General features: G+C 50.6%; 21 protein-coding genes. 13 read left to right on the top strand and 8 right to left on the bottom strand.

Annotated elements, in window-relative coordinates; translation table 11 throughout:
• Nucleotides 1-2: 2 nt before the first annotated feature.
• Nucleotides 3-902 (bottom strand): L-threonate dehydrogenase, encoded by a 900-nt coding sequence (gene ltnD / locus D6M16_RS15740; protein ID WP_120512774.1) that lies wholly within the window; start codon nt 900-902, stop codon nt 3-5.
• A 282-nt stretch (nt 903-1,184) separates the two neighbouring features.
• Here ltnD and D6M16_RS15735 point away from each other — a divergent pair, with 282 nt between their 5' ends.
• The 3 genes from D6M16_RS15735 (at nt 1,185) to D6M16_RS15725 (ending at nt 3,564) form a co-directional block, all read left to right on the top strand.
• Nucleotides 1,185-1,943: a DeoR/GlpR family DNA-binding transcription regulator gene (locus D6M16_RS15735; RefSeq protein WP_120512773.1), complete on the top strand. Its 759-nt coding sequence runs from the start codon at nt 1,185-1,187 to the stop codon at nt 1,941-1,943.
• A gap of 109 nt (nt 1,944-2,052) precedes the next feature.
• Nucleotides 2,053-2,877, top strand: a complete 825-nt coding sequence (locus D6M16_RS15730) for a helix-turn-helix transcriptional regulator (RefSeq protein ID WP_120512772.1) — start codon at nt 2,053-2,055, stop codon at nt 2,875-2,877.
• A 123-nt stretch (nt 2,878-3,000) separates the two neighbouring features.
• Nucleotides 3,001-3,564, top strand: coding sequence for a DUF4145 domain-containing protein (locus D6M16_RS15725; protein WP_120512771.1), 564 nt, complete (start codon nt 3,001-3,003; stop codon nt 3,562-3,564).
• 4 nt (nt 3,565-3,568) lie between these two features.
• Here the strand turns inward: D6M16_RS15725 and D6M16_RS15720 are convergent, their stop codons facing one another.
• From D6M16_RS15720 to D6M16_RS15705, 4 genes are all read right to left on the bottom strand, one after another.
• Nucleotides 3,569-3,790 (bottom strand): hypothetical protein, encoded by a 222-nt coding sequence (locus D6M16_RS15720; RefSeq protein WP_120512770.1) that lies wholly within the window; start codon nt 3,788-3,790, stop codon nt 3,569-3,571.
• Nucleotides 3,791-3,936: 146 nt separating this feature from the next.
• The gene (locus tag D6M16_RS15715) at nt 3,937-5,907 is read right to left on the bottom strand and encodes an LTA synthase family protein (protein WP_120512769.1); all 1,971 of its coding nucleotides are present in this window, start codon (nt 5,905-5,907) and stop codon (nt 3,937-3,939) included.
• Nucleotides 5,908-5,943: 36 nt separating this feature from the next.
• On the bottom strand, nt 5,944-6,312 hold the full coding sequence (locus D6M16_RS15710) for a diacylglycerol kinase (protein ID WP_120512768.1): 369 nt from the start codon (nt 6,310-6,312) through the stop codon (nt 5,944-5,946).
• Between the two features lie 261 nt (nt 6,313-6,573).
• Nucleotides 6,574-7,023, bottom strand: coding sequence for an Lrp/AsnC family transcriptional regulator (locus D6M16_RS15705; protein ID WP_120512767.1), 450 nt, complete (start codon nt 7,021-7,023; stop codon nt 6,574-6,576).
• Nucleotides 7,024-7,204: 181 nt separating this feature from the next.
• Between D6M16_RS15705 and D6M16_RS15700 the strand changes: the two genes are divergently transcribed.
• Nucleotides 7,205-8,134 carry a DMT family transporter gene (locus tag D6M16_RS15700; RefSeq protein WP_120512766.1) on the top strand — a complete coding sequence of 310 codons (930 nt, stop codon included), beginning with the start codon at nt 7,205-7,207 and terminating at the stop codon, nt 8,132-8,134.
• Nucleotides 8,135-8,146: 12 nt separating this feature from the next.
• Here D6M16_RS15700 and D6M16_RS15695 read toward each other — a convergent pair whose 3' ends face one another.
• The 3 genes from D6M16_RS15695 to D6M16_RS15685 form a co-directional block, all read right to left on the bottom strand.
• The gene (locus D6M16_RS15695) at nt 8,147-8,353 is read right to left on the bottom strand and encodes a DUF3283 family protein (RefSeq protein ID WP_120512765.1); all 207 of its coding nucleotides are present in this window, start codon (nt 8,351-8,353) and stop codon (nt 8,147-8,149) included.
• Between the two features lie 133 nt (nt 8,354-8,486).
• The gene (locus D6M16_RS15690) at nt 8,487-9,131 is read right to left on the bottom strand and encodes a hypothetical protein (RefSeq protein ID WP_162941065.1); all 645 of its coding nucleotides are present in this window, start codon (nt 9,129-9,131) and stop codon (nt 8,487-8,489) included.
• Between the two features lie 144 nt (nt 9,132-9,275).
• A complete protein-coding gene (locus D6M16_RS15685) occupies nt 9,276-9,791 on the bottom strand; it encodes an outer membrane beta-barrel protein (RefSeq protein ID WP_120512763.1) in 516 nt (171 codons plus the stop codon).
• A 572-nt stretch (nt 9,792-10,363) separates the two neighbouring features.
• On the opposite strand from D6M16_RS15685, the gene D6M16_RS15680 reads away from it, so the two are divergent.
• The 9 genes from D6M16_RS15680 (at nt 10,364) to tkt (D6M16_RS15635) (ending at nt 23,955) form a co-directional block, all read left to right on the top strand.
• Nucleotides 10,364-10,534 carry a XapX domain-containing protein gene (locus D6M16_RS15680; protein WP_036760236.1) on the top strand — a complete coding sequence of 57 codons (171 nt, stop codon included), beginning with the start codon at nt 10,364-10,366 and terminating at the stop codon, nt 10,532-10,534.
• Between the two features lie 34 nt (nt 10,535-10,568).
• A complete protein-coding gene (gene deoD, locus D6M16_RS15675) occupies nt 10,569-11,279 on the top strand; it encodes a purine-nucleoside phosphorylase (RefSeq protein ID WP_027254273.1) in 711 nt (236 codons plus the stop codon).
• A 293-nt stretch (nt 11,280-11,572) separates the two neighbouring features.
• On the top strand, nt 11,573-13,054 hold the full coding sequence (locus D6M16_RS15670; RefSeq protein ID WP_120512762.1) for an IS1 family transposase: 1,482 nt from the start codon (nt 11,573-11,575) through the stop codon (nt 13,052-13,054).
• Between the two features lie 151 nt (nt 13,055-13,205).
• A complete protein-coding gene (locus D6M16_RS15665; protein ID WP_240435638.1) occupies nt 13,206-15,950 on the top strand; it encodes an ATP-binding protein in 2,745 nt (914 codons plus the stop codon).
• Between the two features lie 276 nt (nt 15,951-16,226).
• On the top strand, nt 16,227-17,177 hold the full coding sequence (tal, locus tag D6M16_RS15655; protein ID WP_120512758.1) for a transaldolase: 951 nt from the start codon (nt 16,227-16,229) through the stop codon (nt 17,175-17,177).
• Between the two features lie 82 nt (nt 17,178-17,259).
• Nucleotides 17,260-19,248 (top strand): transketolase, encoded by a 1,989-nt coding sequence (gene tkt, locus D6M16_RS15650; protein ID WP_120512760.1) that lies wholly within the window; start codon nt 17,260-17,262, stop codon nt 19,246-19,248.
• Between the two features lie 241 nt (nt 19,249-19,489).
• A complete protein-coding gene (locus tag D6M16_RS15645; RefSeq protein ID WP_120512759.1) occupies nt 19,490-20,476 on the top strand; it encodes a sugar-binding transcriptional regulator in 987 nt (328 codons plus the stop codon).
• A gap of 454 nt (nt 20,477-20,930) precedes the next feature.
• Nucleotides 20,931-21,881, top strand: coding sequence for a transaldolase (tal, locus tag D6M16_RS15640; protein WP_120512758.1), 951 nt, complete (start codon nt 20,931-20,933; stop codon nt 21,879-21,881).
• Nucleotides 21,882-21,963: 82 nt separating this feature from the next.
• On the top strand, nt 21,964-23,955 hold the full coding sequence (gene tkt / locus D6M16_RS15635) for a transketolase (protein WP_120512757.1): 1,992 nt from the start codon (nt 21,964-21,966) through the stop codon (nt 23,953-23,955).
• Nucleotides 23,956-24,033 lie beyond the last annotated feature (78 nt).

Below are 24,033 nucleotides of genomic sequence, written 5' to 3'. Positions count from 1 at the left end.
AATTAACGCTCCTTTTTCGGCAGTTCGATGCCCGAGAAAATCTTAATGACGGCGCTGTCGTCTTCCTGACCAAAGCCGGCATTACTGGCCTCGGTAAACATATTGAGCGCGGTGCTGGCAAGCGGCAGCGGGAAGTGCATCGCTTTTGCACTGTCGGCCACCAAGCCCAGGTCTTTGACAAAAATATCGACCATTGAGGTTGGGGTGTAATCCCCCTCCACCACATGCTTCATGCGGTTTTCAAACATCCAGGAATTGCCAGCCGCGTTGGTGACCACGTCGTACATCAGATCCAGCGGAATACCGGCACGCGCTGCCATAGCCATGGCTTCGGCTCCCACCGCAATGTGAACGCCAGCCAGCAACTGGTGAATAATTTTCACCGTCGAGCCTTTCCCAATCTCCGGCCCCACGTTGTAAACCTTGGCCGCAACAGCATTCAGTACAGGTTCCAGCTGGTCAAACACACACGGCTCACCGGATGCCATCACTGTCAGCTCCCCGCTGGCCGCTTTCGCAGCACCGCCCGACAAAGGGGCATCCAGCATACATAAGTCGTACTGTGCCAGTCCGGCTTCGATAGCTTTTGCATCGTCGGCAGAGATAGTGGCGCACACCATTACAGGCGTACCGGCTTTTAACCTTGCAGCCAGACCCGAATCAAACAACACAGCGTTCACCTGCTTCGCATTGACCACCAGCACAATCACGGCATCAAGCTGAGCTGCAAAATCGGTGCATTGATGAGACGTGCCCTTTGCACCCGCAGCAGCCAGTGCCTGACGGGCCGCATCGCTCAGATCAATACCGTACACATCAAATCCGGCCCGGATACAGGACTTCGCCACACCCATCCCCATAGAACCCAGTCCGATCACCGCAACAGAATGCATTTCACTCATTGTGCAGGCCCTTATGTTATATTTTGTGAATTAATGTTCATGTTTGTGATTCTAGGTGCTGACTCAGGATCATTCTGCCGAGTTCGTCACAAAAATTAACACAAACATACACCTCCGATCTGATCTGTTGGGTGAACAAATCGGTGATTTCGCACCTATGTTATAAAAATCAGTATGTTATATTTCACACATTCTCACCATGACTAACAAAAATTCACACCAGTAACGTGCTAACGTGTTAGACTTGATGCCGTTATTGATCAGTGTGAGCGAAAAAACCCTATGATTCCTGCTGAACGTCAACGAGCCATCCTGGCCTTATTAGGAAACCAACAAGTCATCAGCATCAGTGAGCTGACACAACATCTGGATGTGTCTCACATGACCATACGCCGTGATATTGCCAAGCTGGAGGCCGATGGCCGGGTAATGTCAGTTTCTGGTGGCGTGCAGTTGTCAGAGTCCATTCACATCGAGCTGCCCCACGATGATAAAATCGCCCAGCAACGGGATGAAAAAGCCAGGATCGGGCAACATGCGGCCAGCTATATCAAGCCTCACAGTACGATTTATCTGGATGCGGGAACCACGACGCTGGAAATTGCGCACCAGTTAAACCACAGGGATGATCTGACAGTGATCACCAATGATTTCGCCATCGCCGCGTATCTGATGGCGCATTCAGATTGCGTGCTTTATCACACTGGCGGAAAAGTCGATCGCCACAATCAATCCTGTGTGGGAGACAAAGCGGTAACCTTATTAAGGGAAATGAATGTGGATATGGCGTTCATCTCGTCGTCATCCTGGAATCAACGCGGGATATCCACACCCAGCGAAGACAAAGTGACGGTGAAACGGGCTATCGTGGCGGCAGCAAAAACCAATTATCTGGTCACAGACGCGTCAAAGTACGGTAAAGTCGCGACTTTCCATGCGCTCGACATCAGCAGCTTTGACAAAGTTATCACTGACCAAGCCCTGTCAGAAAGCAGCCTGCATGATTTCGCCGAAAAAGGCATTACGGTGGACAGAGTATAGGAAACCTTGCCTACACAGACTGATAACGAAAAGACAATTTCGTACAAAACAGCCAGCGGGAAATTAAGATAAAGTGCCGGATAACACCGGGTATTTCAAAGGCAGCATAATGGGCAGGCAGAAAGCGAAGATCACATACGGACATGTCGATGAACTGGATGGCCTGGAATATCTGAATGCTGATTATATTGAACAAACTTTCTCCCGCCACTCTCACGAAGGTTATTGCATCGGCGTGATCAGCGAAGGTGCCCAAGGTTTTTACCACAACGGCGCTGAGCATCTGGCCCCACAAAACACCATTATTCTGGTGAACGCAGACGAGATTCACACTGGCTATTCCGCTACGGAAACTGGCTGGAGTTATCGCGCCCTGTATCCGTTACCTCAGCATTTTGAACAAATCAGCCAGGATTTAGGACAGCCCGAATACGGCGCGCCTTACTTTCGGCAGTCCGTGGTGAAAGATGATGAATTAGCCGCCAGTTTACGTCACTTGTTCAATACGCTAGACCATTCTGAAGATACTCTGCTCAGGGAAACCCTGCTCTACACCACACTGACGCGGCTGGTACTGAAGCATGGCGGTTCCCGGCTGAATATCAAACCTGCCAAAGGTTCAGCACAATCGCTGTATCTGGTGAAAGAATTTCTGGATGAGTACCCGCAGTGGCCAGTCAGCCTGACAGAACTGGCGGCCCTTGCCTGCATGACCCCTTTCAGCCTGGTGCGGGCCTTCAAACGCCAATTTGGTTTACCGCCGCACGCCTATCAGATACAGGCCAGGCTCAGACTGGCCAGACACATGCTCAAACGCGGACTCTCGATTAAGGATGCGGCCGCAGAAGCAGGGTTTCACGACCAGAGCCATTTTCATCGCCATTTCAAAAGTGCAATGGGCATCACGCCCGGTCACTATATGAAACACGTATAATGAGTTTTCCTGCTACATTAATGAACACCGCTGACAAATTTACGTCCTTTTTCACCCTATCCGATAATTTGTCGTGTTTTTAACCACCTAATCGTGAAAAATTTATCAGCAAGGAAGGCTGTTATGATCATTGCATCCGCGTTTTCCCTCGTCTTTCTGGTTCTGGCATATACCCATGTGTTTGTCGATACCATAGATGTCGATGCCATCACTATTGTACTTATGGTATTAGCGACTCTGCCCTGGGTATTTCCTTACCTGAAATCGCTGGAGCTGCCAGGGGGGATCAAAGTTGAAATGAAAAACGCGCTGGAAAAAGTTGAGCAGGCTGCAGCTGAAATAGATGGCCCCGAGCAAACCAGTGGATACCAGGGTGTGGATGCTGCCCTTGCCTTTATCGCCTTGCGGGTAGAAATAGAAAAAATCGTACGCCGGTATCAGCCCGATCTACGCTCAAGCCGTTATTCTCTGCCTGCGCAGCTGCACAGGCTGGCAAAAGAAAATGTTATCAATCAACACCTAGCCGATGCCTTGCTTGATATCGTTAAGCTAGGCAACGCCGCATCTCAGGGGCAATTTGTTCACTCAGAAGAAGCGGAGTTGATCTTGATGCGATCCGGACCGTTACTGGACAAACTGGATCATAGCCTGAGCCAGTACAGTATGGAGAGGTCCGCTGTGATTTAAGCTGCTAAGGCAGTTTTTCTATGTCTTCTTTAATCTGATAGCCTTTGTCGGTAACTATCTTTTCCAGTACGGACAGCCGTTCTCTGAGTTCGGTCATTTCCGCTCTCAAAGCGTCCGCTTCCTGGCTGGCAAGTCGCTCCCTGTCCTTCTGTTTCGCCTGAAGGCGAAGGTATTGCTGCACAATAAGTGCACCAAAAATAATGGCAATAATCCAAACCGCTGTCATGTATAAACCCCGCACTTAATTGCAGAAATAACCCGTATGCTTCAGCGTAGCACCAATTTGATGCTCATCCGTAGCGTCCAATCTGCCCCTTGTGACATACCATCACCAAAAAGAAAAAGCCGCCTGTTTAAAGGCGGCTCAGTCATTTAGTGGTTCAAGGCCATCTCTTGCTGTTGATCTGGCGGTGGCAGACGATAACGCCCTTCCCTGTAGAGCTTGCCACCCAACAAGGCATGCGCCAGCGCACGTTTGGATTCCGGCTCAGAAATACCCGAAGGCGTTAATGTCTGCCGGGAAAAATCATACTGGTATCCAATGGGGGCTTTACCCGGCTGCAGCACGACCAGCTTATCTCTGGTCAGATAACCGAAGTTCTTGTCGAACTGCATCATTGCCCGCTGATATTCCGGCGCAATCTCTTTAGTCATGTCATGCCCAATCATAGGGGAAGTATTATCAGCACCGATCAGTGACAGCAAAGTAGGCGCCATATCAATATTGCTGGCCAGGCGATCATCCTGACGGGGCTGAATATCGCCGCCCAGTATCAGGGCCGGAATATGAAAGCGGTCGACCGGAACCGGTACATTGCCTTCGGCACGGGCATCATGGTCGGCAATGACAATGAAAACGGTGTCTTTCCAGTATTCAGATTGTTTGGCTTTGGCAAAAAACTCACCTAAGGCTTTATCGGAATACTTCACCGCATTATTTCGGGTATGCTCAGGTTGTTCGTATAACTCAATTTCACCATCGGGGAATTCGTAAGGTGAGTGGTTACTACTGGTGAACACCAGGCTGAAAAATGGCTGGCCGGTTTTATGCAGCTTGGTAAATTGTTTGTCTGCCATCTGATACAAATCCTGATCCGACGCGCCCCAGGAGCCTACGAACTTAGGATTGACGAAATCAGGCAAATCAACAATATCCTCAAAGCCATTACCCAGGAAGAAAGACTTCATATTGTCAAAATGGCTTTCCCCGCCATAGATAAACTGAGTGTGGTATCCCTGGCGATCCAGCAGCTCGGCGATGGTATAAAACCCAGTCTGGCTTTTACTTAACTTCACAACCGCGCGGGAAGGCGTGGGTGTAAAACCGGTTGTCATGGCTTCAATACCACGCACAGAGCGCGTTCCTGTGGCATATACCTGAGTGAAGTTCCAGCCTTCTTGCATCAGGGCATCCAAATTTGGCGTGAGCGGCAGACCACCTAAGCCGCCGACAAAACGTGCACCCAGGCTTTCCTGAAGCAGAATCACCAGATTTTTCTTACCTTCAACGGTTGGCAAATTAGTATTCAGTGTTGGAATGTCATCTGATAAGAAAGCCTCAGGACGGCCAGAAGAGGCACGTACGTTTGCAATGATGTCCTCCAGCGGCATGGTTCCGTAAAACTCTTCCGCGTTCTTCTCAGAGGCCATGTTCTTGGCAGCAAAAATGACAGAATAAGAGGAATTCAGAGTCAGATCGTTCAACAGCGGATCGGTAGAAAATGCCACCATGGCTGGATTCAACGGCCGGTGCTGGAAGGTTGAACGCGCCCCCATTACGCCAAGAGCCACGACAAAAATGGCCAGCACAGGACGCCAGTACCAGCGATGAGCATCCAAATTACGCACAGCATAGCCACTGAGTAACCAGCCAACGCACAAGGTTAATACCGAACCAATCAGTCCGACAGCCAGTTCCAGCTTATAGCCGACCCACAACATGCTGAAGACTTCTTTCGGATAAATCAGGTATTCAAGAAACAGGCGGTTCGGGCGCAAATTATATTCGCTAATAAAACTTGGGGTCGCCAGTTCCATGTACACCAGAACCCACAAACCCGCCACCAGCCATAACCGGAGAATGAATAACCAAATCTGCCCCAAAAGACCTTGGGTTGGCAACAAGGCCAATAACAGTGAAGGAAGGATCAACAACCAGCAAAGCGTAGAGACATCCACTCTGACGCCTTGTAACAGGATCGAAGACCAGTCTTGCCAACCGGTAATATGATCAATCTGCCAGAATGTGAGCACAACGCGGGATACACTGAGCAAAATGAGCGACAGCAGAGCAAACAGGACGATGGGAAACATCACCCCGGTTAGAGTTTTAAGCTTTTGCATTATAAAGAGATCCAAATATTTGGTATCACCAAAGGTTTACCAAAACAGCTTCAGGATGATCGCCAGCCAGATGCCTCCGGCCAGCAGCAGAGAAATGAATACCGCCGCAGAACCAATGTCTTTCGCCCGGCCACTTAACTCATGAAATTCACTGCCAATACGGTCTACCACAGCCTCGATTGCCGAATTCAGCAGCTCAACGATCACAACCAGAAATAAACTGGCAACGAGCAAGATGTGCTCGATAAAACTGACAGGCAGGAAAAATGAAATGGTTGTTAATACAACAAGCAGAATAATTTCCTGTCTGATAGCCGCTTCGTACTGCCAGGCGGCTTTCAGTCCCTGTACCGAATAGCCCGCCGCTTTCACGATTCGCACTAATCCAGTGTTACCCGGTTTCATAGTGTTCCTTGCTTAGTCATTAAGACGGCCGAAAATAGTGAAATATTGCTCTGCCGACAATCGGCAAAAACCCAGTTATGATGTTGCTCCCGCTTACAGACGAACACATTTTTCAATCTGTGAGGTTAAGCACTTTTCTGTCATCATCAATTCAGAAAAACGCTTTACATCAATATTAAAGATACAGTATGACTCGCGTTTCTTAAGAAACCCTTAAGAAACGCGAGCAAAAAAATTGACATTAGTGACAAAAAAGAGAGGTTAAATCGGTAGCTGCTGACCGGTTTTGACCGTCCGGATAGCCAGGTTTGTATGAATATCTTTGACCATGGTCAGGGTCTGTAGTTTGCGGATGAAAGCTTCGTAATGGGGTAAATCTCTGGCGACCACTTCTAACAGATAATCGTGTGCTCCGGATATCACATGCGCGCTGATCACCTCAGCCATTCCTGACATTACCTGTTCAAACTCGTCTATCGGTTGATCCCTGTGATTATTCAGGCTGACATTAACAAAAAACGTCATTATCAGTCCCAGCTTCTGTCTGTCCAGGGTGGCCTGATACCCGGCGATAATACCGTCTGATTCCAGCTTCTTGATTCGCCTGGCGCAAGGTGACACCGACAGGCCAACCTTATCGGCTATCTCAGCGGTGCTCTGCCGCGCATCGCGCTGTATTTCAGCCAGAATCTGCTTATCTTTTTTATCCATCACACCCGTATCCCTGTCGCTTCATTACTCATCATCAATACCAAGTTAGTAAAATAATTCACTAATCTGAATTAAATTGGAAAATTTAACCAACAAACAATAAACGAATGGTTAAGTTTGCCAACTATTATCGCGTGCTTTTGCGGATACTGAAGTCACTACAATCGCAAGGATTACGCTGATGCAAAATAACACGTCCTCACTGCTGACCGGACTGTTAGCCATGACAGTAACGTTAATGATCTGGTCAGGTTTTTTTATTTCGCTGCGGGCCTCCAGCCAGTCAGATCTGACCATCGCCGATATTGCTCTGATACGCTTCGTTCCCGCAGCCCTGCTGTTTGGCTGGCTGTGCCGGCATAAAGTCAGGCACATTTTTCAGACCCCGAAGCGATACTTAGTGCTGATTTGCTGGGGGGCCGGGCTACCCTATCTGTTTATCGCCGGATACGGTTTGCATTATGTGCCCGTTGCCGATGGCGCTTCCTTAATCCCGGGCATACTGCCGCTGCTTGTATCTGGCATTGCCGTTGTCTGCTTTCGCGAACCTCTTTCACCAATGCGCCGGACTGGTTTAGTGTTTATCGCATTGGGCGTAGTGTGCTTTGTCGCCAAATCACTGGTCGGTGGACAGCCGGGTATGTTGGTGGGTTATGCCATTCTGTTACTGGCGAGTTTTAGCTGGGCCTGGTTTACCATAGCGATGCGCGTCTCTGGCCTGTCGGCAATAGAAGGGGCCGCTGTGATTGCACTATCAGGGTGTGGCCTGCTGCTGGCTGGCTTTCTCAGCCAGACAATGACGTTTAATTTGATGTCGGTAGACGCTCAGGAAGTGATGTACCATTTTCTGGTTCAGGGAGTCGGTGTGGGGATAGTTTCCAGCCTGTGTTATACCTTGGCTATTTCCCGGCTGGGGGCTGAAATGAGTGCCGCGCTGGGTGCTTTTACCCCGGTTTTAGCGGCACTGATGGCTGTCCCACTCTTTTCCGAACCACTCACCGGACAAACAATGATTGCCATGGCGTTTATTGTGATTGGCGCGCTCACTGCCAGCGAAGTCATGCCAATCCCCTTCAAAAGAAGTCAGAGAGTGGAAAAAGCCATGCGTTAAATTGAGACGCTGTCAGGCAATTCCCATCTGGTTTTTGTATTTCTCTACCGCTTTTTCATAGAAAGCACGTTCGTCATCATCAGAGAGACTTTCTGCCTGATTCAAGAATACTTCAGGCCCGGCTTTGCCGTTTTTTAACTGCCAAACGGCGTAAGCCGCCTGCTTATCGAGTTCAATGCGGTTTTTCTCGGAAGCCGATAACAAAGAAAGATTATGCATGGTTTTCCTTACAATTACAGAGTCAACGCTTGGTCTGGCGATCTGGCGACATAGTAACGAATTCAGCGTTAAAGTGAAGAGCGGCTTATCTAACCCGGTAACATCAATAAGCTAAGTCTCTGTCTCCCTGTGGTTAAAAACCAAGGTGGGATGTTACCACCCAAGTAAATACAACAACGATCATGGCGATTAAAGTCACACTGAGGACAGGATTCAGGGTACGCCGATTAGGGTGGCGTATCGCATCAATGACGCTTGGCTCATCGATGTTCCTGTCTGTTTGAACAAACTGATGAAAATGGGTTTGCCCTAAGCTGATACAGTCCTGCTCTCCGTCTATCACCTGGGCATCAAACCATCTGTACCTGTCGACTAAACGTTCAGCCGGTACATTTCGCGGCGAACCAAATCGCCCGGTTCTGGGCTCAATGATACTGATCACCAAGAGTTGTTTTGACTCGCCCCACACCCAGCAGGGGAGAAAATTCCCCTGAATATCGACCCGGCACGGAAATGGATAAGTGTCATTGTTCAATAATTGGGAAACTGGCATACCCTGAGACTGCAGCGCCTGCTGCGCATTTTCAAGCCAGGGATCAATGGCATCTCTGAAAACATTCTGTCGCAGCGGTAACAAGCGAGACAGGCCGCGCAAAACGAACGCCTGGCAATCCGGCCGTACCTGATAAGTTTGCCAGAAATCCTGTACCGGCCCCCATTCCGACAATGCCAGAAAAACAGCCCGGCAGGTTTTCTCATATCGTTCAAAATTGGTCATGAATGCCTCCGCCGCAATCGGGCGTTGCTTATCCTGGCTGATCACCGGATAAACAACCCCATGAACAGAACACAATACTGGTTGCAGGCAGAAGAGGTGTTGATCTCACTACTGTTTTTGCGCTGTATATAGCATTGAGCCAGGCTACAGCCCAAATCCAACGCTCAACAGAATAGCGTTACTGTCAACATCTCCCATATCCCGGTATTCATAGCCGAGTGTCAAATCCAGCAAAGGTATAATACCCAACACGAAACCGGCACCGCCGGCAAATCCCCATCCATCATCTTTGTTTGTCACACCGGATAATTTGCGATCAACATCGTAATAGTTCGTGCCGGCTCTGGCATAAACACTCCCCACCAGCAGTGGAATATCAGCCTGAAGTGTCAGAGGCACAGAAGTATAGTCAATATCATTTTTTGCCGACGACAACCTTGAATCCACTTCCGCGCTACCAATGGCTAATCCGGCGTTGACACTAAAAATACTGGTGAGCTGATAAGACGCATTGACACCGTATTCATAACCATAATCAGAGTTGCCGTCATACTCCAGGCGGGACGCCCCCGCGTTGGCCCCGACAGATAAACCTAAAATTTCAGCGCTGGCTGGCAGGCTTAACAATGCAAGCGCCGCTGATAGCATCAATTTCTTCATGTTAACGTTCCTTCGTAGCAAAAGAGTGAAAACTGTCGTTGCAGACTGTGCCCAATTAATCAATAGCCTATATCCTTATTTTCGCCAACTAAACACACCTTAAAAACAAGCAGATACTTATCTTTGCCTGCATTTTTCTTTCCTGTATCACACACCTGAGATCATCACGCAAAACGATGATATCGATTACATCTATTTTAATCCGTTTCGTGAATTAACTAATCCAATCCTACTCCTAAAAAGTAAGAACAATTCACACAAGGCACTGTTATATAAATATTTATACTAAAAAGCACGGCTTTATTCATCATGTTGAATAACTTAGTACCACAATAAAACGCAAACGATTAACTTCCTGTTTTCAACAGATATGGTAAATAACCCTGGATCGACGGCTGAACAATCAATAAAATGTGACCAACGTCAAAAGTTGCTGTTGGTAACTTCACTAGACTGGCTCCCTGATTCAGCAACAGTTCCTAACTGGCTCTCATTGAGTGTCTGCCACTGCTGTGCTGATGTTTCTTCAGATAAGACGTACCACTTGAGTACGACATACAGAGGGTAAACACATGAACGAGATTCTGCTTGCAACTATTGCAGGAGTCGTTGTCGGTCTTTTCTTCAGTGCAGTAAAACTGCCACTACCTGCGCCGCCAGTGCTGTCTGGCATCATGGGGATTGTGGGTGTTTACCTGGGTGGTATGGCATACCAAGCAGTGGTTGAACGTTTCTTCTCGTAATTTTTTTAAACGAATAACTTGTCAGGAGTCCGCTATGGCTACCCCGCATATCAATGCCGAATTTGGTGATTTCGCAGAAACAGTACTGATGCCCGGTGACCCGCTGCGTGCGAAACTGATCGCAGAAACGTATCTGGAAGATGCCAAAGAAGTCTGCAATGTACGCAACATGTTTGGATACACAGGCACCTATAAAGGCAAGAAAGTGTCTGTGATGGGCCATGGTATGGGTATCCCGTCCTGCTCTATCTATGTTCACGAACTGATCAAAGACTTCGGTGTAAAGAACGTCATCCGTATCGGCAGCTGCGGTACAGTAAGCGATGACATCAAACTGATGGATATCGTGATTGCAATGGGTGCGTCTACCGACTCCAAAGTAAACCGCATCCGCTTCAACAACCATGACTTTGCCGCCATTGCTGATTTCCACCTGCTGGAAACAGCGGTAAACCAGGCGCGTGAGCAAAATGTGCCTGTACGCGTCGGTAACGTGTTCTCTGCCGATCTGTTCTACAGCCCTGAAGCAGACCTGTTCGATAAGATGAACAAGCTGAATATTCTGGGTGTCGACATGGAAGCCGCCGGTATCTATGGTGTTGCCGCTGAGCTGGGTGCGAAAGCGCTGACCATTCTCACTGTGTCTGACCACATTACCCGTGGCGAGCACCTGAGTTCTGAAGATCGTCAGAAATCATTCCACTCTATGATGCAAGTTGCGCTGGAAACGGCGATCACTATCTGATGCATCTTATCCGGTCTGTCATATACAGGCCGGATTGCGCATTTAAGGCCGGCACCAATGCTTCGCCTTAGTAAAGGATTAGTCAGCTCAATCAGGGGATTTGCCTGTCGCAGCTCAAAAATTGGTAAAATGTGGCGTCTTACACAATTTGAAGCGGGTTTACCCGGGCGACAATGCTATGCCTGGCAGTTTGGGCCAACTAATGGGTGCTGGGTCATCGTATGCAGTAATGACTCGGCACCTTTTTCCGGACATGTTTTCGGTATAGTCCGTACATCAGGAGAGTGGCAAGCATGATGACAAATCAAAAACACTCTGCAACCTTGCCGCCAACCAGCGGGCACTGGCAGTTGAATCATTGCAAAACTGTGCATTGCCAAAACTTTGGTTCCCGCAACCCGGACGACTATATCATTCAGAGGACGAATCCAAACCGTCCTGCATTCATTTGCAAAGAATGCGGCGCCTTTCCTCCCCTAATCAGCAATATCAATGTCATCGCAGAATGGCGTTACCTGAAATTACAGCAAAGTAACGGCTTACCTGCCTGCACTAATCTCGACTGTGACAATCTGGGTTTGCCCGTACTGACACATCGCCACCTTTATCATGCCTTTGGCTACAGTGGTGATCGTCAGCGTTATCGCTGTAAAAATTGTCAGGCGACGTTTGTCGACAGGTGGTCTGGGTTTAATCCTAAACACCAGATTCAGCAAAAGCTGCTTGCCCTGCTGTTTACCGGCCACCCCATCCGGGATATCTGCCGGCGGCTTGGTATGAACCCGAAAACGTTTTACGATCAGCTGAACCACATTGCCAGCCGCTGCCGTCGGCAACTCTCAGTTTTTGATACCCGCTTACTGCAAAACCGCTCACAACTGGCATTAGCTTGCACACTCAGCCCGCTTCAGCCACATGCGGCTAATGGCGTTTACTGGATTGCCAGTTGCGAGGCAAATTCCGGCTATGTCGTCAGCCAGCACATTAACTATCACCCTGAACAGGCAGGCACACCCGACCCACTGCATGATCCTTACAGTCCTAATGCCCGCTTCCTTGCCAGACAGGAAAATAGCGCACCCGCAGCAGCACAAACAGCCCCTCAGGGCTTGCTGGCTAAAGTCGATGCAAAATATCGTGAGGTGTTATCAAGACCGCATTTGGAAGATCCAAGCAGTGACCAGTACATTGAGCATTTTCCGGTCAAAGGCAATCTGATCAGGCCTCAGTACGCGGTTTACGCACATTTTTTACAACTCAATGAACAAGTGAGTGATGACACGCAACTGATGCTGTTCATGCCGCAAGAGCCTCTGTTGCGTTCAGCTTGTCTGTCTGTGTTTCTGAACAGAATTCGCTCCGGCACGATTGAACCTGTCTATGTAGAAGAAGACCCGGACTGGCCGCAGGGCAATGCAGCGGGACGTATCGACATCGTATTGCTGGGTTGGTGGCGCGACCGATGGGCATTTACCCGGCATGGTGAGGTTGGTAAAGGTATCTGCCATTTAGGCGGCGAAAAAGATAATGAAGCCAGATGGCTGCAACTTGCGACTCACAGAGCAGTGGATGAGTACCAACAGCGTTTTTATCAGCAATTTTCGCAATTGGTTGATGAGCCCAGAAGAAAAGCCAGACCTGGCGGATTACTTCCTCTGCTGGATATTTACCGCGCCTGGCATAACCTGTGCCGGCAAGATCGAAATGGCTTAACACCTGCCCAGCAATTGGGAATTATGGCTTCGCCGTTAACATTAGAACAGTTACTTAATTAATTCAGCAGCCTTGTTTTCTGTTTAATCGCGTAACACACCACGCAAAAAATCATTTTTGTTAGCTCAGCTTCAATCACCAATAACACTTTGGCATATAATCTTCAGTGCGTAATCTTTATTGATAAGTTACACAAAATTCTGAGGTGATGTGGTGATACGGATAGTCCCCAATCGAATCAAGCCCATTTTGTTGGTCAGCATGCTCGCAGTCGGTATTCTTCCTGCTTACATCTATGGCTGGATCAGCAGTAAGAAACTCAATGACGTCGCGCTGGACAGAATTGCTGATGGCATTAATGCCCGCAGTAATATCGTGGCCCAGAGCCTGGATCAGACACATACGCTGCGATTGAAAAACCTGGATTTATTAAGCCACTCCCCTATTTTTTCCCGACCACCTGAAGAGATTGGGCAGTTTTTTCATAACTTCGGGCAAACTGACCCTTCATTTTCAGCAATGCATCAGGTTCGCAACACAAACGGCGGTTATTATCTTAATGCGACCTCAGGTAAAGGATTTACTATTCATGAAATTGGTGCCCCGGATTTAGAGAATATCGAAAAAGCGTTGGCCAGAGATAATACCTACATATCCCATCCTTTAATCAAAAATGGTGACCTCACGGTATTTCTGGCAAAAAAAATCAAACAACAGCCTGATGGGTTTCTGCTGATTGAATACAAAATGGATGACATCAAACAGCAGCTTAAGCAATTAGGGAGTGAGGTTGCCCCAAGCGACGATGTGTATCTGACCGATATTGATGGCAAACTGCTGCTGAGCAGCCATACCACAGAACACTCCCTGCATCATTTCAAACAATTCTACAAAGCCAACCTGATAGCAGGGTCAGGTTCACTGTCCTCCTTTTTCCCGTTCAAACCCGGAATCAATAACTACATCGATGATGATGGCGAAGCGATGATTGCGGCGGTGGTCCCTTCACAGATCAAAGACACAGAAGGCATGCCGATCTGGTCGCTGATCACTGTGACCTCGCAAGACAGCGCCATCAGTGTTATTGATGAATTACACCATTTCCTTCTGCTTGCGCTGGCAATGATCAGCGTGTTCATCCTTTTACTTGCCATCGGCCTGACGAAGCGAATTACCGGCCCGATTGCCAAACTGACTCGGTTCGCCTCCCAGTTCCGTTTAGGAGATTACCAGCCAAACCCCTCCTTTGAAGGCCCTTATGAGTTTCAGTTACTCAATGATGCCCTTAATCAGGGGGCTGATAAGATTTCAGCGGATACTAAGCGGCTCAATCAGGCGCTGGAGAAAGCCAAATCGGCGGATAGAGCCAAATCGGCATTTCTGGCCAATCTGTCCCATGAGATACGCACCCCAATGAACGGAATGCTGGGTTTGTCGCAATTGTTGTTGAAAACCAAATTAACGGCAGAACAAGAACATCATCTCAACACCCTGCTCGATTCGGGCAAGCACATGATGTCATTGCTGAACGATATTCTGGATTTCTCTAAAATTGAGCAAGGCCAGCTAAAACTGGATAAAACGCACTTTTGCTTTAGCGACCTGGTCGGCACGATTGAAAGTACCTACTACTCGCTGGCGAAAGAAAAAGGCCTGGCTTTCAACATTGACTGTGGCTTTGATCAGGAAACCTGGTTCTATGCCGACAAATCCCGTATCCGTCAGATTCTGTTTAACCTGATCAGCAATGCCATTAAATTCACAGACAAAGGCCATGTCAGAGTGCGTATGAGGCGGGCGCTGCTCACAGGAGGGCAGCAACAGCAACTGACGATTGTGGCTGAAGATAGCGGCATCGGCATAGCGCCGGAGCGTGTCGCCCTTGTTTTCGACCCTTTCGCGCAGGCGGAAGTCTCTACCAGCCGGCGCTATGGCGGCACCGGACTCGGGTTGAGTATTGTCAAACAGTTGGCAGAATTAATGGGCGGCAATGTCGAACTTAGCAGCGAGCCTGGCATTGGAACATCTGTGACCGTCAACCTCTGCCTTGATACTGGCACCCCTCAGGAAGAGCTGATCGAAGACATTGAGATCGACAGAGAAGCTTTTGCCGGATTACACGTCCTGGTTGTTGAAGACAACCACCTCAACATACTGATTATGGAAAGTTTTCTTAAGCAGTGGGGATTTCATACCCACACGGCAGAAAACGGCCTGGAAGCATTAGAAATGATGCAGCGCCAATCCTACGATTTGATCCTGATGGATAATCACATGCCGGTTATGGACGGTCTGGAATCAACCCGCCGCATTCGTTCCCTGCCGGAACCTTACTGCATTGTCCCGATCTTCGCTTGCACCGCAGATGCCTTTGAGGAAACACAGAAGAATATGCTGGATGCCGGGGTTGACTGTGTTATCACCAAACCTCTCGACGAGCGAAAATTACTGGATGCGCTACAACGCTTTCGCCACCGTATTGACTACATGGCCTATCTGCGCCGCCATACGCTCAAACAGCCTGATTTTCGGGATCCGTCTATTTTAGGCGATCACTCCCTTAATCAGATGCCGCTATCCGCAACACTTTCTGCATTCGACCTGGACCAAGTCACACAGATAGACATGGAAGAGTTACTGGAACTGCTGGATCAGGATAAAAATATGATTGCGCATTTCCTCACTATCTTTGCTGATGATCACCATGATTATGACCAAAAAATCCGTCAGGCCATTAAGGAGAACGATCTCGAGCAGGCAATGTTACTCAGTCATACCCTTAAAGGGGCCTCCGCCAGTCTTTGTGCGAAGCGGATCAGTCACAGTGCCATGATAATCGAGAAGCAACTGAAATCTGCGCAGATCCCCTCGGAATCTGAACTTGATGCGATGTCACAAGCTTTATCAGCACTTTGTCACGAAATTCGCAGCCAGCAACACACTGTCGATATTGGCTAATCCCTTTATGTTTATCAAACCAAGGATATCAGTATGAATGATCACCATGCCGCACTTTCCAACGTTCGCTGTATCCTTGCCGAGGGTGCCGAAAGAATGTTTGACAAAACCGTTCGAATTGGGCTTCGCGATTGACATCGACACAGAAAAATTTAATTATCGGGACATCAAATATTTTGCTTCGATCCATATGTTCAGAGCATCGGACATGGCTTCAAAAGAACAGTCAACAGACCAAACTTAAGGTTTGTACAAACACAGCAAAGGACAATAGATATGAGCACCAAACTGGAACAGCTGCGCGCACTTACTACTGTTGTTGCCGACACCGGCGACATCGAAGCGATTAAGAAATACCAACCGCAAGATGCCACCACCAACCCTTCCCTGATACTGAAAGCCGCAGAGATTGAACAGTACGCTCCGCTCATCGACGATGCGATTGCTTATGCCAAAGCGCAAAGCAGCGATAAAGCACAGCAAATCGAAGACGCCGGTGACAAACTGGCCGTTAACATCGGTAAAGAAATCCTGAACGTGGTGCCTGGCCGTATCTCCACTGAAGTGGATGCTCGCCTGTCATACGACACCCAGGCCAGCGTGGCAAAAGCCCGCAAGCTGATCAAAATGTACAACGATGCCGGCATCAGCAACGACCGTATCCTGATCAAACTGGCTTCTACCTGGGAAGGGATCCGCGCTGCCGAAATCCTGGAAAAAGAAGGCATCAACTGTAACCTGACCCTGCTGTTCTCTTTCGCTCAGGCCCGTGCCTGTGCTGAAGCCGGTGTATACCTGATCTCCCCCTTCGTGGGCCGCATCATGGACTGGTACAAAGCCAAAGAAGGCCGTGACTTCGAAGCCTCTGAAGATCCGGGCGTGCTGTCAGTAACAGCTATCTATAACTACTACAAAGCACTGGGCTACAACACTGTGGTCATGGGCGCCAGCTTCCGTAACACGGGTGAAATTCTGGAGCTCGCCGGCTGTGACCGCCTGACCATCAGCCCGCAGTTGCTGCAGGAGCTGTCTGAAGCACAAGGCGACGTGGTGCAGAAACTCTCTGCTGACGTGGCGTCTGAAGAGCGTCCGGCACCTATGACGCACGCGGAGTTCCTGTGGGATCACAACCAGGACCCAATGGCCATCGAGAAGCTGGCGGAAGGTATCCGTAACTTCGCGATCGACCAGGGTAAACTGGAAACCATGATCGAAGCGCGCCTGTAATCCCGCGACAATTTCTGAGAGCAGCACAGCGCTGCTCTCACTCGTTTTATGACCAACCTGTATTGAGTAAGAAGAACTAATTATGGATCGTAAAGTATTAGCGAATGCTATCCGTGCCCTGAGCATGGACGGTGTACAACAGGCCAACTCAGGCCACCCGGGCGCCCCGATGGGGATGGCAGACATCGCAGAAGTGCTGTGGCGTGACCACCTGAATCACAACCCGCAAAACCCGAACTGGGCTGACCGCGACCGCTTCGTGCTGTCTAACGGCCACGGCTCGATGCTGATTTACTCCCTGCTGCACCTGAGCGGTTACGACCTGGCGATTGACGATCTGAAAAACTTCCGTCAGCTGCACTCCAAAACCCCGGGTCACCCGGAGTACGGCTACGCGCCGGGCATCGAAACCACCACAGGCCCGCTGGGTCAGGGCATCACCAATGCGGTGGGCATGGCGATTGCTGAAAAATCGCTGGCCGCACAGTTTAACCGTGACGGCCACGACATCGTTGACCACTACACCTATACATTCCTGGGCGACGGCTGCCTGATGGAAGGGATTTCTCACGAAGCCTGCTCACTGGCCGGTACGCTGGGTCTGGGCAAGCTGATCGCCTTCTGGGATGACAACGGCATCTCCATCGACGGTCACGTGGAAGGCTGGTTCTCTGACGACACGCCAAAGCGTTTTGAAGCCTACGGCTGGCACGTGATCCCTGCAGTTGACGGCCACGATGCGGCCGCTATCAACGCGGCCATCGAAGCAGCGAAAGCCGATCCACGTCCTACCCTGATTTGCACCAAAACCATCATTGGTTTCGGCTCTCCAAACAAAGCCGGCTCTCACGACTGCCACGGTGCCCCGCTGGGTCACGATGAAATCGCCGCCGCCCGTGAATTCCTGGGCTGGCAGCACGGTCCGTTCGAGATCCCTGCCGACGTTTACGCACAGTGGGATGCCAAAGAAGCGGGCGCCGCCAAAGAAGCCGCCTGGAATGAAAAACTGGCCGCTTATGAAGCCGCGCATCCAGAGCTGGCTGCCGAGTTCAAACGCCGTGTGAACGGTGAACTGCCAGCACAGTGGGAAGCAGCAACCAGCCAGATCATCGCAGATCTGCAAGCCAACCCGGCCAACATCGCTTCCCGTAAAGCCTCTCAGAACGCGCTGGAAGCCTTCGGCAAGATCCTGCCTGAATTCATGGGCGGCTCTGCAGACCTGGCCCCTTCCAACCTGACCATGTGGTCTGGTTCGAAGTCGCTGACGGCGGATGACGCGTCCGGTAACTACATCCATTACGGTGTGCGTGAATTCGGCATGACGGCCATCATCAACGGTATCGCCCTGCACGGCGGTTTCGTGCCTTACGGGGCTACCTTCCTGATGTTCATGGAATACGCCCGTAACGCCATGCGTATGGCTGCGCTGATGAAAGTGCAGAACATCCAGGTTTACACCCATGACTCTATCGGTCTGGGTGAAGACGGTCCGACGCACCAGCCGGTTGAACAAATGGCTTCTCTGCGTCTGACTCCGAACATGAGCACCTGGCGCCCGTGTGACCAGGTTGAATCTGCCGTGGCCTGGAAACTGGCCATCGAGCGTAAAGATGCGCCAACCGCGCTGATCTTCTCGCGTCAGAACCTGGCTCAGCAGGAACGTAACGATGCGCAGGTTGCAGATATCGCCAAGGGTGGTTACATCCTGAAAGACTGCGCAGGCAAGCCTGAGCTGATCCTGATTGCCACCGGTTCTGAAGTGGAGCTGGCGGTCAACGCGGCAGCTGAGCTGAGCGCAGAAGGCAAGCAGGTCCGTGTGGTGTCCATGCCATCGACCGATGCCTTCGACAAGCAAGACGCGGCTTACCGCGAGTCTGTGCTGCCATCTGATGTAACTGCTCGTATCGCCATCGAAGCCGGTATCGCCGACTTCTGGTACAAGTACGTAGGCTTTGACGGCCGCATCATCGGCATGACCAGCTTCGGTGAATCTGCACCAGCTGGCGAGCTGTTCAAGCTGTTCGGCTTCACCACTGAAAATGTAGTCAGCACTGCGAAAGAGCTGCTGTAAACCGATCGGAAACCATCATCACTATCATGGCGATGGTGCAATGATTCAAAGGCCTGGCATTCATGCCAGGCCTTTTTTATCACCCCGGTCATCATCGGATCTCTCTCCGCAAACCCAGCGAAAAAAAGCCGACAGTTCAATGCGGCAATAAGAAGGCTGAACAAAGTGCATGACGGCTAACATTTGTTAAGCGCTTTTGAATCCATTACACTGATTCCTCAACTGTGTATGGAACACCGCTATGACCACTTCACCGCCTACCGCTTCTTTTGACCATCAGCTGGAAGATACAGACCTGTTGACTGAAATTGCCATTTTGTATTACCAGCAAAGTGCCACACAGGAAGAAATCTCGAAAAAATTCGGTATCAGCCGCCCTAAAGTCAGCCGACTGCTCAGAAAAGCGCGGGAAGAAGGGATAGTGGAAATTACCGTCAAGTTCCACCCGATCCACAGTGCTCAACTTGAGCAGCGTTTGATGGACAGGTTTAACCTGAAACGTGCCTTGATTGCACTGGATCAGCCCAGTGCGCAAGAACAGCGAATGCAAGTCTCTACGCTGGTATCGGCCTATCTGGACGGTTATCTGAGAGACGATGTCGTTGTTGCGGTCGGTCAGGGACAGAATGTTGCGGCTGTCGCTGATCATCCCGGTATTGTTTCCCATCGCAATGCGCGATTTGTATGTGCCATCGGCGGAACCCACCGCAGCGGCGATACCATTAATGCGGATCATATCTGCCGTCGGCTGGCCAAAAAATTTGGTGGCACCAGCGAAACCTTATACGCACCCGCCTATGTCGACAGTGAAGTCACTCAGCAGGTATTCATCACTCATCCCAATGTCAGTGAAACCCTCAATCAGGCCCGAAAAGCAGAGTTTGCCCTAGTCGGCATTGGTGACATGGACGAAAACAGCCATATGGTGAAGTTGGGATGTTTTACGGCAAAAGAGTTTGTGGAAGCCAGACTCAATGATGGCATTGTCGGCGATATCGGTGGCTTTGACTTCTTCCGTCTGGATGGACAACAAGCGGGAACACTGATGCGGGGCCGGGTTGTCGGGCTGGAAATGTCTGATTTGCGCCGTATCCCGAATGTGATTGCGATGGCAAGTGAAAGCCGAAAGGCACTGGCAATTCTGGGCGCGTTAAGAACGGGTGTGATTGATGTGCTGGCGACCAGCGCAAGTTGTGCGATGGCATTACTGAACATGTCAGATTCATAAGCACAGCGGGCAGCAGATGAGTTATGCCAGTCATTGCTTATACCTGCTGCAGGGTGAACAAAATTACGGTAATGCTATTTTTGTTCACCTCGGGTCTGATTCACTGATACAGCCAACACGTCGTTAACCTCTTATTGGATCGTTCAAGAGCCACAAACATTAACCATAACCCTATATCCTTCTGATAAATAATAACTTTTACCTTCTCTTTTTTATCATTACAGATAAAGTGTGTTGAATTCAGCACATTGGCCAGAGTTCACCTTATCAGGCTCTGTGACGAATCAGGCAACTTTCTCCCTGACCAACTGCAACGTAGGGTTTGACATTTGTGGCAAAAAGCTCAAATATGAGCACTTCATTTGCTCACGTGCATTACATTCGTTCATGCAGAATGAACCGCAACAGAGCAAGAACGTCATTTCTTACCACATATCAAAAAGGTTTTACTGAGATGAGCACCAAACTGGAACAGCTGCGCGCACTTACTACTGTTGTTGCCGACACCGGCGACATCGAAGCGATTAAGAAATACCAACCGCAAGATGCCACCACCAACCCTTCCCTGATACTGAAAGCCGCAGAGATTGAACAGTACGCTCCGCTCATCGACGATGCGATTGCTTATGCCAAAGCGCAAAGCAGCGATAAAGCACAGCAAATCGAAGACGCCGGTGACAAACTGGCCGTTAACATCGGTAAAGAAATCCTGAACGTGGTGCCTGGCCGTATCTCCACAGAAGTGGATGCTCGCCTGTCATACGACACCCAGGCCAGCGTGGCAAAAGCCCGCAAGCTGATCAAAATGTACAACGATGCCGGCATCAGCAACGACCGTATCCTGATCAAACTGGCTTCTACCTGGGAAGGGATCCGCGCTGCCGAAATCCTGGAAAAAGAAGGCATCAACTGTAACCTGACCTTGCTGTTCTCTTTCGCTCAGGCCCGTGCCTGTGCTGAAGCCGGTGTATACCTGATCTCCCCCTTCGTGGGCCGCATCATGGACTGGTACAAAGCCAAAGAAGGCCGTGACTTCGAAGCCTCTGAAGATCCGGGCGTGCTGTCAGTAACAGCTATCTATAACTACTACAAAGCACTGGGCTACAACACTGTGGTCATGGGCGCCAGCTTCCGTAACACGGGTGAAATTCTGGAGCTCGCCGGCTGTGACCGCCTGACCATCAGCCCGCAGTTGCTGCAGGAGCTGTCTGAAGCACAAGGCGACGTGGTGCAGAAACTCTCTGCTGACGTGGCGTCTGAAGAGCGTCCGGCACCTATGACGCACGCGGAGTTCCTGTGGGATCACAACCAGGACCCAATGGCCATCGAGAAGCTGGCGGAAGGTATCCGTAACTTCGCGATCGACCAGGGTAAACTGGAAACCATGATCGAAGCGCGCCTGTAATCCCGCGACAATTTCTGAGAGCAGCACAGCGCTGCTCTCACTCGTTTTATGACCAACCTGTATTGAGTAAGAAGAACTAATTATGGATCGTAAAGTATTAGCGAATGCTATCCGTGCCCTGAGCATGGACGGTGTACAACAGGCCAACTCAGGCCACCCGGGCGCCCCGATGGGGATGGCAGACATCGCAGAAGTGCTGTGGCGTGACCACCTGAATCACAACCCGCAAAACCCGAACTGGGCTGACCGCGACCGCTTCGTGCTGTCTAACGGCCACGGCTCGATGCTGATTTACTCCCTGCTGCACCTGAGCGGTTACGACCTGGCGATTGACGATCTGAAAAACTTCCGTCAGCTGCACTCCAAAACCCCGGGTCACCCGGAGTACGGCTACGCGCCGGGCATCGAAACCACCACAGGCCCGCTGGGTCAGGGCATCACCAATGCGGTGGGCATGGCGATTGCTGAAAAATCGCTGGCCGCACAGTTTAACCGTGACGGCCACGACATCGTTGACCACTACACCTATACATTCCTGGGCGACGGCTGCCTGATGGAAGGGATTTCTCACGAAGCCTGCTCACTGGCCGGTACGCTGGGTCTGGGCAAGCTGATCGCCTTCTGGGATGACAACGGCATCTCCATCGACGGTCACGTGGAAGGCTGGTTCTCTGACGACACGCCAAAGCGTTTTGAAGCCTACGGCTGGCACGTGATCCCTGCAGTTGACGGCCACGATGCGGCCGCTATCAACGCGGCCATCGAAGCAGCGAAAGCCGATCCACGTCCTACCCTGATTTGCACCAAAACCATCATTGGTTTCGGTTCGCCGAACAAAGCCGGCTCTCACGACTGCCACGGTGCCCCGCTGGGTCACGATGAAATCGCCGCCGCCCGTGAATTCCTGGGCTGGCAGCACGGTCCGTTCGAGATCCCTGCCGACGTTTACGCTGAGTGGGATGCCAAAGAAGCGGGCGAAGCGAAAGAAGCCGCCTGGAATGAAAAACTGGCTGCTTATGAAGCCGCTTACCCAGAGCTGGCTGCCGAGTTCAAACGCCGTGTGAACGGTGAACTGCCAGCACAGTGGGAAGCTGCAACCAGCCAGATCATCGCAGATCTGCAAGCCAACCCGGCCAACATCGCTTCCCGTAAAGCCTCTCAGAACGCGCTGGAAGCGTTCGGCAAGATCCTGCCTGAATTCATGGGCGGCTCTGCAGACCTGGCACCTTCCAACCTGACCATGTGGTCTGGTTCGAAGTCGCTGACGGCGGATGACGCGTCCGGTAACTACATCCATTACGGTGTGCGTGAATTCGGCATGACGGCCATCATCAACGGTATCGCCCTGCACGGCGGTTTCGTCCCTTACGGCGCCACCTTCCTGATGTTCATGGAATACGCCCGTAACGCCATGCGTATGGCTGCGCTGATGAAAGTGCAGAACATCCAGGTTTACACCCATGACTCTATCGGTCTGGGTGAAGACGGTCCGACGCACCAGCCGGTGGAGCAAATGGCGTCTCTGCGTCTGACACCGAACATGAGCACCTGGCGTCCGTGTGACCAGGTTGAATCTGCCGTGGCCTGGAAACTGGCCATCGAGCGTAAAGATGCGCCAACCGCGCTGATCTTCTCGCGTCAGAACCTGGCTCAGCAGGAACGTAACGATGCACAGGTTGCAGATATCGCCAAGGGTGGTTACATCCTGAAAGACTGCGCAGGCAAGCCTGAGCTGATCCTGATTGCCACCGGTTCTGAAGTGGAGCTGGCGGTCAACGCAGCGGCTGAGCTGAGTGCCGAAGGCAAGCAGGTCCGTGTGGTGTCCATGCCATCGACCGATGCCTTCGACAAGCAAGACGCGGCTTACCGCGAGTCTGTGCTGCCATCGGACGTGACGGCCCGTATCGCTATCGAAGCCGGTATCGCCGACTTCTGGTACAAGTACGTGGGCTTTGACGGCCGCATCATCGGCATGACCAGCTTCGGTGAATCTGCACCGGCTGGCGAGCTGTTCAAGCTGTTCGGCTTCACCACTGAAAATGTGGTCAGCACAGCGAAAGAGCTGCTGGCATAAGCCCAAGCAGACAAACCCCCAAAGCCAGTCGAAAGACTGGCTTTTTGTTTATTAATGTATTCCGTTACTGCGCCTGAA

This window comes from Photobacterium salinisoli (assembly GCF_003614885.1).
GTDB classification, from domain to species: Bacteria; Pseudomonadota; Gammaproteobacteria; order Enterobacterales; family Vibrionaceae; genus Photobacterium; species Photobacterium salinisoli.
The sequence above is the reverse complement of the archived record's forward strand: the minus strand, read 5'-3'. Positions and strand labels throughout refer to the sequence as shown.